12 protein-coding genes and 1 riboswitch are annotated in these 15,797 nt (G+C 42.3%); of the genes, 5 read left to right on the plus strand and 7 right to left on the minus strand.

The genetic code is table 11. The features are described from left to right. Positions 1–27: 27 nt before the first annotated feature. Positions 28–282, minus strand: coding sequence for a hypothetical protein (locus tag M1D52_RS20330; protein ID WP_437364433.1), 255 nt, complete (start codon positions 280–282; stop codon positions 28–30). A gap of 283 nt (positions 283–565) precedes the next feature. On the opposite strand from M1D52_RS20330, the gene M1D52_RS20335 reads away from it, so the two are divergent. Together M1D52_RS20335 and M1D52_RS20340 are read left to right on the plus strand one after the other, a co-directional pair. Next, the gene (locus M1D52_RS20335; RefSeq protein ID WP_437393143.1) at positions 566–2,068 is read left to right on the plus strand and encodes a GAF domain-containing protein; all 1,503 of its coding nucleotides are present in this window, start codon (positions 566–568) and stop codon (positions 2,066–2,068) included. 27 nt (positions 2,069–2,095) lie between these two features. Continuing rightward, on the plus strand, positions 2,096–6,145 hold the full coding sequence (locus M1D52_RS20340; RefSeq protein WP_437393142.1) for a chemotaxis protein CheB: 4,050 nt from the start codon (positions 2,096–2,098) through the stop codon (positions 6,143–6,145). On the opposite strand, the gene M1D52_RS20345 is transcribed toward M1D52_RS20340, so the two are convergent. The 3 genes from M1D52_RS20345 to pncA form a co-directional block, all read right to left on the minus strand. Next, the gene (locus M1D52_RS20345) at positions 6,142–6,729 is read right to left on the minus strand and encodes a CDP-alcohol phosphatidyltransferase family protein (protein WP_437393141.1); all 588 of its coding nucleotides are present in this window, start codon (positions 6,727–6,729) and stop codon (positions 6,142–6,144) included. The two genes, M1D52_RS20340 and M1D52_RS20345, sit on opposite strands and share 4 nt — an antisense overlap. Before the next feature lie 48 nt (positions 6,730–6,777). Further along, a riboswitch (TPP riboswitch) is annotated at positions 6,778–6,872 on the minus strand. A 396-nt stretch (positions 6,873–7,268) separates the two neighbouring features. After that, on the minus strand, positions 7,269–8,102 hold the full coding sequence (locus M1D52_RS20350) for an MOSC domain-containing protein (RefSeq protein ID WP_437393140.1): 834 nt from the start codon (positions 8,100–8,102) through the stop codon (positions 7,269–7,271). A 193-nt stretch (positions 8,103–8,295) separates the two neighbouring features. Further along, a complete protein-coding gene (pncA, locus tag M1D52_RS20355; RefSeq protein ID WP_437393139.1) occupies positions 8,296–8,886 on the minus strand; it encodes a bifunctional nicotinamidase/pyrazinamidase in 591 nt (196 codons plus the stop codon). Between the two features lie 382 nt (positions 8,887–9,268). Between pncA and M1D52_RS20360 the strand changes: the two genes are divergently transcribed. The 3 genes from M1D52_RS20360 (at position 9,269) to M1D52_RS20370 (ending at position 11,786) form a co-directional block, all read left to right on the plus strand. Further along, entirely contained in the window at positions 9,269–10,309 is a 1,041-nt protein-coding gene (locus M1D52_RS20360; RefSeq protein WP_437393138.1) for a c-type cytochrome, read from the plus strand. A gap of 19 nt (positions 10,310–10,328) precedes the next feature. Continuing rightward, positions 10,329–10,802, plus strand: a complete 474-nt coding sequence (locus M1D52_RS20365) for a DsrE family protein (RefSeq protein ID WP_437393137.1) — start codon at positions 10,329–10,331, stop codon at positions 10,800–10,802. A gap of 72 nt (positions 10,803–10,874) precedes the next feature. After that, a complete protein-coding gene (locus tag M1D52_RS20370; protein ID WP_437393136.1) occupies positions 10,875–11,786 on the plus strand; it encodes a molybdate ABC transporter substrate-binding protein in 912 nt (303 codons plus the stop codon). Between the two features lie 91 nt (positions 11,787–11,877). Here the strand turns inward: M1D52_RS20370 and M1D52_RS20375 are convergent, their stop codons facing one another. The 3 genes from M1D52_RS20375 to M1D52_RS20385 form a co-directional block, all read right to left on the minus strand. Further along, positions 11,878–12,534, minus strand: a complete 657-nt coding sequence (locus M1D52_RS20375; RefSeq protein WP_437393135.1) for a response regulator — start codon at positions 12,532–12,534, stop codon at positions 11,878–11,880. 208 nt (positions 12,535–12,742) lie between these two features. Beyond that, entirely contained in the window at positions 12,743–14,695 is a 1,953-nt protein-coding gene (locus M1D52_RS20380; RefSeq protein ID WP_437393134.1) for an OmpA family protein, read from the minus strand. A 70-nt stretch (positions 14,696–14,765) separates the two neighbouring features. Next, the gene (locus M1D52_RS20385) at positions 14,766–15,776 is read right to left on the minus strand and encodes a PorP/SprF family type IX secretion system membrane protein (protein ID WP_437393133.1); all 1,011 of its coding nucleotides are present in this window, start codon (positions 15,774–15,776) and stop codon (positions 14,766–14,768) included. Positions 15,777–15,797: the final 21 nt, after the last annotated feature.

Genomic DNA, 15,797 nt, shown 5'->3' on the forward strand with positions numbered 1-15,797 from the left:
AATGGGTAACCAGGCCCCTTGTTTCACTTAAGGCGTGGCTTTCCCTTTCTGATCCCAGTGGTCTTTGATGAGACGTCCTTCCTTATCAAACTTAAGCCTTCTAGCGTATCGTTCACCCCGTATATTCCCATTCGCATCCTTCTTGCCCATAAAAAGCAAAATAGGCCTGCCCTCTTCATCGGTTTTAAACATCAGATCGTAACGCTGAAAAGTTAATTCCACCAAAGATAATGGATCATACTTTTTACGCAGCAGCTTCAAGACCGGTTCCTTCAATGCCATAATCGCAGCTCTTTTTTAAGATAACCCAAATGTCCCGGTTATTGTTTGGCATCAACATGGTCTATACGAAATTGAGAACCACAGATAGGTAATCAAATCGTTTCGTCTAAAGAAAAAAAATATCCTAACAAGACGAAACAAAAGTTTTGCTTCTTCGTTTTATTAAGATGATTAAGTCCGATTTGGTCCCTTAAGGGTACTTTGTAAACTGGAAGAGACAACAATTAATTTATTAAATAGTACTTTTACGAAAAAGCGCTACAAATTACAGGAGAACGATAACATGACGATCAGGAACTATGATGCTGAATTTTGCGGAAAAATACCCCTACATAATGTTAATTTAATTCAGCCTCATGGGTATCTCTTAGTTTTAGATCCGGAACATTTGGAGATCGTACAAGTAAGCGAAAACATAGCAGCGCTATTCAATCAGCCCCTAGATGCCATTATCGGAACCACTATCAATGATTGGCTGGACGAATCGTTGCATGCCGAAAAGCTTACCGGCAACCACTTCAGCAGTCAAAAGATTCCATTTCGTCTACGTTTGGCCGACAGCTTATTTTTAGCGCTAATCCATATTAAAGGGCCTTATCTATTAGTAGAATTAAGCCCCACAAGCGAAGAAAAAAGTTTTTTGGAAATTTATCAGGCGCTTCGGTATAATTTTGCAGAGCTAGAACAAAAGCATGACCTTCCCACACTTTTATCGGCTACGGCCCATCAATTCCAGCTACTTTCAGGGTTTGACCGGGTTATGATTTATCAGTTCGATGAGCATTGGAATGGAAAAGTAGTTGCGGAGGCAAACCATAGTGGGAAGGTGAGCTATTTAGGCCAACAATTCCCGGCTTCCGATATTCCGAAGAGTGCAAGAGAACTCTATAAAAAAAGCCCCTATCGCGTGATACCGACATCCCATTATGAACCGGTAAAGCTGTACCCGATTATCAACCCACTCAGTATGTCGTTTGTTGATTTGTCTGATTGCCATCTACGGAGTGTTGCACCGGTGCATTTGGAATACCTGCATAATATGGAAGTAGATGCCAGCATGTCTGTGCGGCTTCTCGTAAATGATACACTTTGGGGGCTGGTCTCCTTTCATCATAATACACCGCGCTACCCCGATTTCGAAACCTGCTGTCAGTTTGAGCTACTGGCTGATTTTGTTTCGAAACAACTTGCCAATCTGTTAAATGCCGAGACCTTTGCTTTCAGCAGCACCATCTCAACTCATAAAAATGCTATCCTTCGCAATCTATACCGTGAAGTTTCCCTTGAAAAAGCACTTTTTGATGACGAATATCATTTATTGAAACTATTTAGTGCGCAAGGAACCGTATTGATATACGACAATAAATACTATAGCACCGGCGCTGTTCCAACCGAAGAGCAATTACAAAACCTTGTCTTTTGGTTACAGGAAAAGCAATTAGAACCGGTTTTTGTTAGTAATAATATGACAAATGAATTTGAAGAAGCGCAGGCGTACTCGAATATGGGAAGCGGTTTATTGGCCATCGAAATAGACAAACACAAGGGAAATTATCTGTTGTGTTTTAGACCTGAACACCCTTATACCATTGACTGGGGCGGAAATCCAAACGAAGCCGTGAATTTCGAGCAGGATGCCGGCACTTATCATCCACGTAATTCCTTTAGGATTTGGAAACAAGAGGTGAAGAACTCATCCATCCCTTGGAAAGAGGAAGAGAAAGAGGCAGCTCACGCCATCAGACTCTACATATTTGAGTATTTAAGTAAAAATGCGCAGGAATAATTGTTATTATTGCAGTATCATCTTTCTATGACTGAAAAAAAGGATATAAGAGAAACGGCCCATTATATAGTAGCCATTGGGGCCTCTGCCGGTGGCTTAGAAGCTATCAATAGCTTTTTCGATGCCGTACAGGATTTTTCACAATTATCTTTTGTCATTATACAACATTTATCGCCCGATTATAAGAGCCTTTTAGTGGAATTGGTTTCCAAACATACCCAAATGAAGGTGTTGGAAGCGAGAGACAATATGGCGGTGGAGCGAGCGGCTATTTATGTCATCCCTAATCGGATGAGCATGACCATTCATAATGGAACCTTATGCTTAGCCGAAAAAGTGGTCAACAATGTACCCAACAATGCCATTGATATTTTTTTGGACTCGTTGGCAAATGACCAACAGGAAAGAGCCATTGCGGTCATCCTGTCCGGTACGGGAAGTGATGGTACCAGAGGTATTCAGGCTATAAAAAAGAACAAAGGCTATGTGCTCGTACAAGAGCCGAATACGGCTAAATTTGACGGCATGCCTAATATGGCCATTATGAGTGGCTATGCGGATGCGATATTACCTCCTAAGGAAATGCCTCAGCAGATGCTGGATTATATACAGCTCATGAATGGGGAAGATGAAGCGCTAAGCGGTGAGCTGAACGATCAACAGGTGGATCGTATTCTGGCACTTGTGCATGAAAACAGTGATCGCGACTTCAATTATTATAAAACACCGACGATTATCCGCCGTATTTCGCGGCGCATACGGCTGCAGCAAATAAAAAGCGTTCAAAAATACATCGAATTCCTGGAAGGAAATGCGGACGAGGTGCATAGTTTAGCAAATGATTTATTAATCAATGTGACGCGTTTTTTTCGGGACCCCGAAGCGTTCCGTTACCTAGAAGAACAAGTTTACCCATCGCTGGTCAAGCAAAAAGCAACCGGGGAGACCTTTAAGATATGGGTTTGTGCCTGTAGCACCGGCGAGGAAGCCTACTCATTGGCCATATCGCTGGATCAATACCTTCAGCAGACGGCAACTCGGCTTCCGGTCAAGATCTTTGCCACCGATGTTGATGAAAGTAACATTCGCCTTGCCAGCAGAAATCGATATCCCTTATCCATTGAAAAGGATGTACCCTCTTCGATATTGAAACGCTATTTCACGCTAGAGGATAATCATTATGCCGTTATACCACGCATTCGAAAGCAAGTTGTTTTCGCTCACCATAATGTCATCAAAGATCCGGCTTTTATAAAGAACGATCTGATCAGTTGTCGTAATATGCTGATCTATATGAACAAGGTATTGCAGGAGAAAATATTGTCGATCTTTCATTTTGCCTTGAAACCGGGCGGTGCCCTCTTTTTAGGACCCAGTGAAACCACCGGGGCTCTTGAAAACGGGTTTGAACAAATATCGGGCAAATGGAAAATTTTCAAAAGGTCACCACATCAGCTGAAAAAGTACTTGGGTGAATATGGCAATGCACTTGGTACCGTCAGCACTTCGTATGTTCCCAGGAAAGCCACTGAATCACTGAGTGTCGGCGAAAGCCTTCGTCGTGATTTTCAACAACTCATGTTGGACGAACTCGGTTATACCGTTATCTATATAGACGGCTACAATGAGGTCAAAGAAACCCTCGGCAACTACCACAATTATTTGAGCCTTCCCAAAAAAAAGCTGAATTTGAATATCCTCAGTATGGTTCCCGAGGAGGTAAAACTACCATTGAGCAATGCCATACGTGAATCGAGACAAGAAGGAATAAAAGTATCTTTGACCGGCTTAAGCTTCCGTAAGGATGACCAGATCAATCATGTTAATATCCACATACACCCAGCGGCACCTCCACACGAGCATTTATCCATGCTGGTCTTTATTGATGTAACCATCCCGCTGCGGGAACATGAACCCCTATCGACATTTTCTCTGCACAGCGATTCGCCGGATGAAAAGCGCTACATTCAAGAGCTCGAAGACCAACTGAATGAGACGCGAAATAATTTGCAATTGGCGATAGAAGGATTGGAGACAACCAATGAAGAATTACAAAGCTCCAATGAAGAATTATTATCCAGTAATGAAGAGTTACAAAGCTCGAACGAAGAGTTACAATCCCTTAACGAGGAGCTTCATACCTTAAATACCGAACACCAGCTGAAAATTAAAGAGCTGATCGAATTAAACGATGATCTTGACAATTACTTTAAGAGTACTGAGAACGGCCAGGTATTTTTGGATAAGGATTTAAAAATCCGGAAGTTTAACCCGCAAGCCATGCGCCTGATCAATTTAATAGAAGGCGACATTGGACGGCCCATCGGTCATATTTCCAATAATCTTGCCAATGATAACCTGTTGGAAGATATTAAGAAAGCGCAAAGCGACAAAGGCTTTTACGAAAAAGAGGTGCAATTACAGGATAGCCGCATCTACCTTATGCGTATTTATCCTTTTGTTCGGCGCGACAAGGAGATTGATGGCCTTGTATTAAGCTTCATTGATATTTCCGCGCTAGAAAATCTCAACAGCATCATTAAAGCTGTATTTGATGCCAGCCTTGAAGCTATATTTGTATTGACGGTCAATAACGATGCTTCGAACTCTGATCAACAATTTGTCTTGCTGACGCAAAATGAAGCAGGTGCCAACCTACTTGATAGGCTTGCCATACGTAAAGATCATCCCTCTTTTTTCGGACATTTGACCAAACGCCTTGGCCAACGTGTAAGCAAGAAACTACTTGACACCTATACATCCGGAACAGCGCGTAAGATTGCGTGTAATTTGCAGATTGACAACCGCGAACAGTGGTTTGAGATAAGTATGGTTAAAATGAGAGACGGCCTGGCGCTCACTTTTAATGATATTACCCTGCAACGAGAGACGACAGACAGACTGCGCAAAAACTATAATGAACTGGTTGTTACCCGCGAACAGTTAAAGAATCTGAATAGTGGCTTGGAAGACGAGGTAGCGAAAAGAACAGCGGAATTGGCCCTCAGCGAAGAACGTTTTAGGCTCGTAGCTCGGGCTACTAACGACTGCATCCGCGATTGGGATCTAGTTCATAATACCGTTTGGTACAGCGATAATTTTTATTCTATTTTTGCCTATAGCTCGGACGAACAAGTACAAACTATCAATCAATGGTTCAGCAAAATCCATCCCGATGATGTAAAAGTCGTGCGAAAGGATTTACTTAGAGCGATTAACCAAGGCGCTGAACAATGGAGCGGTGAATATCGTTTTCATAAAGGAGACGGCTCTTACTGTTATGTTTTTGATAGAAGTTTTATTCTGAATAACGAGTCGGGCATGCCTTTTCGGGTTATAAGCTCATTAATGGATGTAAGCACGTTGAAGGAAGCCGAATTGGCCACCCGAGAGTTAGCTACCAAAAAGGATGAGTTCATGAGTATCGCTAGCCACGAGTTAAAAACCCCCATTACCAGCATGAAAGCTAGCTTGCAGCTTATCGATCGACTAGCGGAAAAAGGCGGGCCCAATGGTATGCTTAAAACATTTGTAGCGAAAGCTAATCAGCAGGTCGACAAGATTACTTTCTTAATCGAAAATCTGCTGGACGTAACGAAGATTCAGGCAGGAAAGATTATCTTACAGAAATCAACGTTTAACATCAATGAATTGATACAAGATTGTGTGTACGAGGTAAAAAATATGGGGGGCCATACGATTCAAATACACGGCAATATAGATGTCGATGTATATGCCGATAAAAACCGCATTGAGCAGGTATTGATTAATTTTTTGACCAATGCCATCAAGTATTCGCCCAAAGCGGACAAGGTTGACTTATTTACAGAACGGAACGAGTCCGAAGTGAAGATTTCGGTAAAAGATTACGGCATCGGCATACCACAGGAAAAGCTCGATCTGGTATTTGACCGCTTTTTCCGCGTAGAGGAATCGTCGTCACAATTTTCAGGACTGGGTTTAGGCCTGTTCATTTCGTCGGACATCATTAAGCGTCACCAAGGTCAAATCGGCGCAGTCAGTTCACCGGGCGAAGGCTCCACGTTTTGGTTCAGTCTCCCCATTCAACAGGCCTAGCTTGGATTTTGCTTTCGTCGCACTCGCAGCGCTTCCTTTATCCCCTTGACGTCAGCTTTCCACTTGGGCAACAGCCACACCATGATGGTTTCTTCGAGTAGATCTAAAGTCGTCAGGGCGATCGCGATATAAAATAAGGGTAAAGAAGGCGTGGTAAGAAAAAATGACGGTATTAAGAAAAGTGCTTGGGCAACGGCGGCCACTTTAGCGAGGTAGGTATGAAAGCTGGTAAATTTTCCATAACGAATCAAGGCTGAGCCAACCTGAAAGAGGAAAAGAAAAAGCAATACGAGTATCCAACTATACTCTTCGTAAACGAAGTCTTTATGATAGACAAATAAACCTACGATGGCTACTAATATAGTTAAATCGTCCGCAATGGAGTCCATCTTGGCGCCCATAACGCTCACAACCTTGTACCTTCTAGCCAAAAAGCCGTCGATGGCATCGGTAAAAAAGCTAAAAGCTAGTAACCATTTGAACCAGTTAAGCTGTTCAGAAAAGATAAGAAACAGGAGAAAAGGGGCGGCTATTAAACGATAAAACGTAATGCCGTTGACCATATAATAGCTTCCCTTATGCATATACAAGCCTTTTGCACTAAAAAAGACGGCCCAAGTTTCTACCTAGGCCGCCTTGACTTTCTTAATTCCTTCGTTGGCATTACCCAAATCACGTTCAATGGGTTTATTCTCAGGCTTATTAAAAGCCACCCCTCTAAAAAATCTATATAGATAACAAGGTGATTTCTTTTTTGTTCGGATTTTTTTTAAAAGAGCTAAAAGCTTTACGCTATAGGCTATAAACAGTGAATAAGGGAATTGTTAATAGTGAATAGTTTGCCCTACGCGTAACGCCCTCCTGCCACTGCTATCGCAACTGTCAGCCATTCCTATGATAAGTCTGCTCAACGAATGAACCATTCAATCACCCAACCATTTAACTACTCAACCATTTAACTACTCAACCATTTAACTACTCAACCATTTAACTACTCAACCATTTAACTACTCAACCATTTAACTACTCAACCATTTAACTACTCAACTACTCAACCATTTAACAACTCAACTACTCAACCATTTAACGACTTAACTATTTAACTACTCAACTATTTAACGACTTAACTACCTCCCACTAGAAAACGTTCCTCCGTGTGGGTACTCAGCACTTCCAAAGGGTCGCCAACCTTAACAAAACCACTACCTTGATGTATAAGGTTTTGTCCAAATAGAATTTTCTTTTCCCTTGAACGGTACGAAGCCAATGTTTTCAACGGTTCTTTCGCCTTTTTCGCACTTTGTTGATCAATGGTAGTCATCACACACCGCGCGCAAAGCTTAACGCCGTAAAAATCGATCGTGCCACCAATCCGTATATGGTTCATGCGATCCTCTTCAAAGGCAGTGCCCCCGGTAAATACGATATTAGGCCTAAAGCGATTCATGGGAAGAGCGATCTCCAGCCGGGCGTTTAAGTCATCCAATGATGCTTGTCCTATTATCAAAAAAGGGTAAGCATCCGAAAAAGAAGTAATCATGCCTTTAGGCGCGTAGCGTTGATCCACTTCGCGCGTGATACTGTCAGGCATATACACCAATCGGCAGGTCAAGCCCAGGGCGTCGCTAAACCAGGCATCCACCTCACGGCTCACGGAAACCGCTTGACAAGTATCTTCCCAGATGACAACTTCGCTGAATTGAGCTTCAACCGGCTCAAAAGGTATACGTATTTTCCCCCATTCAGGATGCGTTACCGACAAGCCATCACCCCCTATCTCAAGCTTAAACAAAGCCATTTGCGGGTAGACGCGTTGCGTAAGAAATTGATTGTTTTCATCGATCAACATCCATCGCCGATCGTATTTAAAGCCTCTATCGGTGACTTCGGCCTCCGAAAGCGCAATACCACCCAACGATTTGATCGGATAAATAAAGAGTTCGCTAATTTTTAGCATAGGCTATGAGTATAGTAAACAAAAATAGAAACGCTTTTTTGTTTTTTAAATTAATGCAGATATCTCGTTTTTAGACTGCTTCACTCCTTTCCAGACTCCACTTCTTCAGTTCGCCTGCCTGCGGTAGGCAGGCAATGACATAAATAGGAACGTATCTGCGAGAAGGCACGACGAAGCAGTCTATTTGTAATACTTATAAAATCTGTCCTCCTTTTTCTTGGAAATCGAGCTTCAGCCGTTGATATCGTTCCAGATCAATGGCACGGGAGGCGTGTTCAATAATACCGGCTTTAAATCCCAGGTCAAGGGCATCATTGGCTGTATAATAGACGCAATAATCGGCTGCAAGACCACAAATCGCTACTTCTGTTACACCTCTTCCCTTCAGAAAGTCCGCCATACCTGTCGATTTCTTCCTTCCATTATCAAAAAAACCGCTGTAGCTATCAATATTTTGATCCATGCCCTTTCTAAAAATAGCTTCGACCGCATTCGTTGACAGTTCCGGTGCCAAAGCCGCTCCCTCGGTTCCCTGTACACAGTGTACCGGCCAAAGCACTTGCTCCAAGCCATTCCATTGAATTCGCTCAAAAACCTGTTTTCCCGTATGTTCCGTAAAGAAACTTTTATGATTTGCCGGATGCCAATCCTGCGTAGCTACCACTAACTTGTAAGACGATTGCAATTCATTGATAATTGGAATAACTTCGTCCCCTCGTTCCACTGCAAGAGCGCCTCCCGGCAAAAAATCGAGTTGTATATCGATAATAATTAGTGCTTTCATTTCAGATGCGATTCACTTACTTTCAAAAATACGTATTTTCCTTTTAGGCTATAAGCCTTAGGCAATAGGCTTTAGGATTAGCTTTTAGCTTTCAGCCACTAGCCTGTTCATCATCACATTGGCTCATCAAGCTATAAGCAATAGGCTTTAGGCTTTAGGCATTAGCTTTAACTATCAGAAATCAGCTTTCAACCGCTAGCCTGCTCATCATCACATTGGCTAATCGTCACATCATCACATTGGCTAAATTAACTATGCAACTACTTAACCACTCAACGACTTAACTACTTAACAATTCAACCAAAACCTCCATAACTTTCGGTTATACCCTATAAAAAAAGCTCGTTTAAATCTGATACAGATAGCACCTAGATTTGCCACCATGGAAAAGATAAAAGAAACTTTTACAGACGACGAGACGGCCCGGCAGGAAGTTTATCGGTTGACAAAATACACGAAAATCCTTACATGCCTTATCTTGCTATTGATCGGATCATGTATTTATATCCTACATGGGAGGACCGTACCGGTTCCGGTAGTTGGTCCTAATGCGGAAAAAACGGCAGCAGGCGTCTATCTATCCCATGTAAGTGAGGCCGTAATCAGACCTTTCGACAATAGCAAAGAAGGCGAACTAGCTGCCTATGGCCATCGATTAATCACTGAAACTTATAAGTATCTGGGACCGGAAATCAAAAATGGCAAGATTACCGGTAACAATCTGGCCTGCTCCAGTTGCCATCTAAATGGAGGCACCAAAGCTTACGCTGCACCCTATGTTGGTCTGTCCGGAGTCTTCCCTATTTACATCGGACGCGAAAATAAAGTTGAATCTTTAGAGGAGCGCATCAATGGTTGCTTTGAACGAAGCATGAATGGAAAAGCTATTCCGGTTGATAGTAAAGAGATGCGCGCTATGATCAGCTATATAAAGCATCTCAGCCGAGATGTCTCAATCGGTAAGCGTATCGAGGGACAAGGATTCGTTCAGCTAAACAAGCCTAATCGAGCAGCTGATAGAATAAAAGGAGCCGCTGTATTCAAACGATATTGTATAACTTGCCATGGTGAAAATGGACAGGGTAACCGTCGAGGTCAAAGTGGTGATGGAAAAGGTTATCTATACCCTCCGCTTTGGGGCAACGATTCTTTCAATGACGGAGCGGGCATGGCCCGTTTACTGACAGCGGCTCGATTCATCAAAGGGAATATGCCCTTGGGCGCAACTGCTGAAAACCCGATTTTAGCGGATGAAGAAGCCTATGACGTAGCTGCTTATATCAATTCCTTTAGTAGACCGCAAAAAGCAAATAAAGAATTGGACTATCCCGATCTGATCAAAAAGCCAAAGGATTGTCCTTATCCGCCTTATATAGATCAAGTTACCATAACACAACATAAATTAGGACCTTTTAATTTTTAACATTTATATACTATATATCATGAAATCATTGAAACTACTTATTCTTGCTATTGCATTATTATTCAGTCTAGGGTCTTTTGTTTATGCCCAAGACAGTTCAGCCATTATTCGTAACAGAGCTTATCAAGGTGCCGAGGCGATCGAAGCCCGGTATCGCGCCATCTATCAACTGGACAGTAATGCCCCCGCCACCATCGAAAAGGCCATACGGAACATCAACAATGTACTGCAAGATCCGCGACTAAAAGGAAAAATCAAAATAGAGCTGATCGCTTTCTCCGGAGGTACGGAAGCGTACCTAAAAAATGGCAGATATGAAGCCGCATTAAAAAGCTTAATCGATCAAGGCGTAATTGTAGCCCAATGTTTAAATTCTTTACAGGAAAGAAAACTGAAAAAAGAAGAGTTGTATGACTTTATTGCCTATGTACCCAGTGGAAATGGCGAGTTGGTTATCCGCTCAGCCCAGGGCTGGACGATTATTAAGCCTTGATCGCTTACCAATCAGAACACACAGGAAACAAGACAATGATCAAGAGAACAAACACGAATAACAAATCAAAACATGAAGACAACATTCTTTCTTATGGTAAGTATACTCGCTTTTCACTTAGCTAAGGCGCAGCAAGATCACCGTTATGACCCACCTTGGAATACGCCACCGGAATCGAGTGTTCAATTTACCGTACCCGGCATAAACAATACACCTGATTTGTATGGTGATGTGGAAGATCCTCAACTCATTGTATTCTTTGCGGGTAATCAATTTATGTGCATCGATGAACTGCTTAGTGGGTTTAAGAAGAAACATCCCGAGTACCAACGCATCTTTGCTGAAACACTTCCGCCCGGTATATTGGCAAAGCAAATAGAAGGGGGATCGCTGACTATGGGTAATCTGCGGATTACCCATCAACCCGATGTCTATACAGCAGGAAAAAATCGCATAAAAGAGATGGCAAGCTATTTTGATCGTACGGAAGTCTATGCGTACAATAAATTAGCCTTAATGGTTCCAAAGAAAAATCCGAAAAAAATTAAGGCCTTAAAAGATCTAGGAAAAAAAGATATTCGGGTCAGCATGCCGAACTCGGCTTGGGAGGGAATCGGGCGTCAGATTGAAGCCGCTTATAAAAAAGCCGGAGGTGAAACTTTGTATGAAACCATCATGCAGACAAAAGTAAAAAACAACCGTACTTATTTAACACGCATCCATCATCGTGAAAGTCCACTGCGTATATTATACGGACAAAGCGATGTGGCCCCCGTGTGGTACTCCGAAGCTTATTATCAGAAAATGATCGGCCACCCGGTTGAATTGATTCCAATAGCGGATGAACAGAACATACGCGCTACCTATATGGCCGGTAAATTGAAACAAGCACCCCATCCCCGAGCCGCTGCCGATTTTTTAGACTATCTAACCTCCGATGAAGCAAAAGCGATCTACAAGAAATATGGCTTTGAAACCGAATAAATTTAACAATGAAAGGAAAGGCTGTCTCGCGAGATAGCCTTTTCTCTTTACTATTCCCCACCTTGGTCGCGCGGAGGAAAAATAAAGTCAATTAATACTTCCGTTTTAAATATGAATGCGATGTTAAAGAGATCAAATTATGTTTTAATGCTTCCAACACTAAACCCACCCTACTTTTCACACCAAATTTTGCAAACAAGCAAGCCCGATAACCATCGATTGTTTTAATGGAGAGACACATGCAATCGGCTATTTCATGGTAATTTAAATCGGAACAAGCTAAGCGAAGAAACTCCAATTCCCGGTCTCTTAAGTCCATCCAATCCGTATTGGAAGCCTGAAACCCCATGTTTGTCAGGTAATTATTGTAATAGCCCTTCATCCAAATCTCCTGAAGTGCGCCTTCCAATTCTTCTAATTCTATATTTTTTTGCAAATACGCACAACAACCGGCTCGGATCATTTTCATAACGCTTGCAGAATCGTCGAATCCTGAAATTGCTACCAATTTAACGTTTGCATATTTTTTTTTGACGCGCACTGCCACCTCATCTCCGTTCATTTCAGGCATGAGCACGTCTATTAACAAGATATCCGGTACCGACTCCCCCTTATCTATTTGCTCAAATAGGGAGGAGCCGCTATCCGCCAATAAAGTGACCTCAAAACAAGAGAAAGAGTTAATGATAATCTCCAAGGATTTTAACACTAACGTATGATCCTCTACAATGCCAATGGTTGCTTTCATAGGCTGCCGAATTATAGTTGATCGAACCAGGTTGGATTCGCGTCCCTAGCTTTATAATTGATGAATAAAGTAACTGAAATTATTTCGGTTCATCAAGTATAATAGCCACTATTATCGGGCCGGAATGATTAAATGCGAAATAGTGAGAAATATATCACAATTTACTAAAGCAAACAACCTTGGACTAGCATTCATCCACTGTGATCACCTAATCCTCCAATACCGTAAATTCCGTCCGCCTATTGGCTTGGTGTTCCGGTATACTACAACTGACGCCATTCGCACACCGATTAACCAGTTTTGTTTCCCCATAACCTTTTGCTACCATTCTGTCTTTCGCTATCCCTCTTTGCACTAGGTACTGAACCGCCGATTTAGCACGTCGGTCGGATAAAGCCAAATTATAAGCATCACTTCCGCGACTATCCGTATGCGAAGATAGTTCGATTTTTAAGCTGGGATACTCCTCCATAATCTTCACAAGCTTGTCTAAAATTAATGCAGCATCTTTGCGAATATTGCTTTTGTCAAAATCGTATAGTATATTCTCCAGTCTAAAGGTCATGCCTTTCTTGATCGCAGGGTCTAAATATAAGGCCACTTCCAATGTGTCGGACTTTGTGATGCCGATGGTTGAAACAGCTGCCGAATCAGCGGTAAAGTTGATCTTCTCTCCCAACACCTCGTACGTCTGCCCTGGCTCAATAGCGAAAATAAACGTACCATCTGCTTTTGTGCTTTGCTGGCCAAGTGTCGCTTTATTTGCTCCATATAAGGTTACATTCGTTGCGGGGAGCAGTTCATTGGTCGCTTTATTGTAGGTCTTACCCTTTAAGACAAGTAGTATCTTCGGTTTTTCGTAGATAAAGGAATAGATGTCATCCCCTCCAAGTCCTTCATATCGGTTCGAAGCCAAGTAACCGGCCATGCCTTTGTCTGTCCGCTCCTGCACAACAAAAGCAAAATCATCTCCCGGCGAATTAATGGGATTTTTTAAGTTTAAGGGCTTGGTCCAGCTTCCTTTTTCTCCCTCACTCTTAAAAATATCCAGGCCGCCCATTCCTGCAATACCATCGCTCGAAAAATATAAGACGCCGGATTCATCTAGGTTAGGGAATAGCTCATCTTTTGCCGTATTAATGGTTTGACCCGCATTTTGCGGCGTACCCCAAGAGCCATCCGCCATTTTTTCAGAATACCAAATATCCGTTCCGCCTAATCCGCCCGGCCTATCCGAAACGTAATATAAGATTCGGCCATCCTTACTCAAGGAAGCATGACCGAGTGAATAAGATTTGGTATTATTGTACGGAAAGGCCTTCCCCTCCCACTTCCCTTCACTGTTTTTTGTATAAATGTAAAGTTCCAGATTGTGTGTCCGGTATTTTCGCTTTACTTCCTTATTAATTTCAGCTTCTTTTTTGAGCGCATAAGTCCGAGTAACAAATAAAGTATCTCCGGCTTTATTACTCGCAATAGGCCCCACATGGTAGGCCTGATCATTAAGGTCGCTGTTATATAGCTTAGGATTGCTCAAGCCGATTCCGTCTCCACGTTCCGCCGTATAAACATATAAATAGGATTTCCCGGTCCATCCATATCGATCTCTATCATTGATCGAATCCTTTTCTCCTGCATAGAACACTTGATCGCCGATGGGAAAGGCAGCGAACTCGGAAAGTTTGGTATTAATACCTTCTTCATTTCGAATTTGGTAGGTAGTTGGTTCCTTTAACCATTTTAAAGCAGAGTCGCAACCGGCAATTTCAACGGATACCGCTTCTCTATTTCCTACTTTCGTTGCATAATCTTCAAAAGCCTGTTTTGCCTCCACATATTTAGCATTGGCTTTTAAAATTTCACCATATCGGACAAAATTCTCCGGTTTACTTTCCGGATGCACCACCACTTTAGCATACCAGTTTTCGGCATTTTTATAGTCGTTAATTTTGAAATAGCACTCAGAAAGACGCTCTAGATCGCTCAGTTCCGGCCGTTTTGCATTTGCCAATTTCAAATAAATAGGAATGGCATTCGCATACTGATATTCATAGTAAAACCGATCAGCTCTTTGCTGCTGCGTTAATTGTTCTTGACCTATCGCTACATTAAAGATGCTCAGTAAAACGATAAATGTGATGAAATTATATTCAAGCTTCATGATCCCTTAAATTTCAGCTCGTTTAGCTGCTGTTATCAAATTCATTCCTATTAATTGCATGGGTGCCGTATCAGAAAAACCGCGGACTGATAATCCGATTACCTTTTGGCGGGAAGGTAAATCCAAGCGTCAACTCATGCGTTCCGTTTTGAACCGTACTTAATTTACTTATACTATAATCATACGAATAACCGATTCGCAGTCGCTCAGACACATACATTTGAATGATTCCTGCTAAAGCATTATTAACATTCAGGCTTTGATTACGCGTGTAGTCCTTATTCCAAATCGCAAAACCATTCCGATAACTCGCACCCAACCAAAGCCTGCTATTGAAAATAAACATCGCATTGAAGTCAAAGGTTGTTGGTCCGTTAAAGTCTTCTTTAATCAAGATACTAGGCTTAAACATCGTATTACGATCGAGCTTATGAAGCGTACCCGCTATAAGGTAAAGATGTCTTTTACGCCGTATATTTCCGGTCGTATTGCTATCCCACCTAAAGATGTTATTGCTGTTATCGCCACTCAACAAATCCATAACAGAAGCACCGGCATACCATTTATTGGTATAGTAATATACACCAAAGCGTACATCCGGAATAAAGCTGCTAATTTTTCCTGCCGGCAACCCCAGATCGCCCCCATCATGTACATCCACTAAACTACCGTCCAAACTGTATTGCGTTACCCCCACACCAACGCCAAAACTCAGGCGTTTGGAGTCTTCGGTATTCAATCGCAGGCGGTACGAGTAGTTACCATAAATCGAAGTAGCCGCTTGCGGTCCCAGTTTATCGGCCGTAATCTGTAAACCAACGCCGTTATTTTTTGTGTAGGGATCCAATAATCCGTCAATCGATACCTGACCGGTTTTTGGATTACCCGGCATGTTTACCCATTGGTTTCGTAAGGCCAATTGGGCAAACCATTCTTCCTTGTACCCTGCGTAAGCCGGATTTACACTAAGTGTATTAAAAATGTACTGCGTAAACTGGATGTTCTGCTGGCCTTTGGCCGGCAGCATCATCCCGTACAGTAAGCTAATTGCTAGTATTGCACTTTTTATATTCTTGTTCATAGCTAACGCTCCCTAGATATC

Source organism: Olivibacter sp. SA151 (genome assembly GCF_054130995.1).

Excerpts from the sequence above, each read along its gene's own strand:
- M1D52_RS20330 (WP_437364433.1), bottom strand. The coding sequence starts at position 282 with ATGGCATTGAAGGAACCGGTCTTGAAGCTGCTGCGTAAAAAGTATGAT.
- M1D52_RS20335 (WP_437393143.1), top strand. The coding sequence starts at position 566 with ATGACGATCAGGAACTATGATGCTGAATTTTGCGGAAAAATACCCCTA.
- M1D52_RS20340 (WP_437393142.1), top strand. The coding sequence starts at position 2,096 with ATGACTGAAAAAAAGGATATAAGAGAAACGGCCCATTATATAGTAGCC.
- M1D52_RS20345 (WP_437393141.1), bottom strand. The coding sequence starts at position 6,729 with ATGCATAAGGGAAGCTATTATATGGTCAACGGCATTACGTTTTATCGT.
- M1D52_RS20350 (WP_437393140.1), bottom strand. The coding sequence starts at position 8,102 with ATGCTAAAAATTAGCGAACTCTTTATTTATCCGATCAAATCGTTGGGT.
- pncA (WP_437393139.1), bottom strand. The coding sequence starts at position 8,886 with ATGAAAGCACTAATTATTATCGATATACAACTCGATTTTTTGCCGGGA.
- M1D52_RS20360 (WP_437393138.1), top strand. The coding sequence starts at position 9,269 with ATGGAAAAGATAAAAGAAACTTTTACAGACGACGAGACGGCCCGGCAG.
- M1D52_RS20365 (WP_437393137.1), top strand. The coding sequence starts at position 10,329 with ATGAAATCATTGAAACTACTTATTCTTGCTATTGCATTATTATTCAGT.
- M1D52_RS20370 (WP_437393136.1), top strand. The coding sequence starts at position 10,875 with ATGAAGACAACATTCTTTCTTATGGTAAGTATACTCGCTTTTCACTTA.
- M1D52_RS20375 (WP_437393135.1), bottom strand. The coding sequence starts at position 12,534 with ATGAAAGCAACCATTGGCATTGTAGAGGATCATACGTTAGTGTTAAAA.
- M1D52_RS20380 (WP_437393134.1), bottom strand. The coding sequence starts at position 14,695 with ATGAAGCTTGAATATAATTTCATCACATTTATCGTTTTACTGAGCATC.
- M1D52_RS20385 (WP_437393133.1), bottom strand. The coding sequence starts at position 15,776 with ATGAACAAGAATATAAAAAGTGCAATACTAGCAATTAGCTTACTGTAC.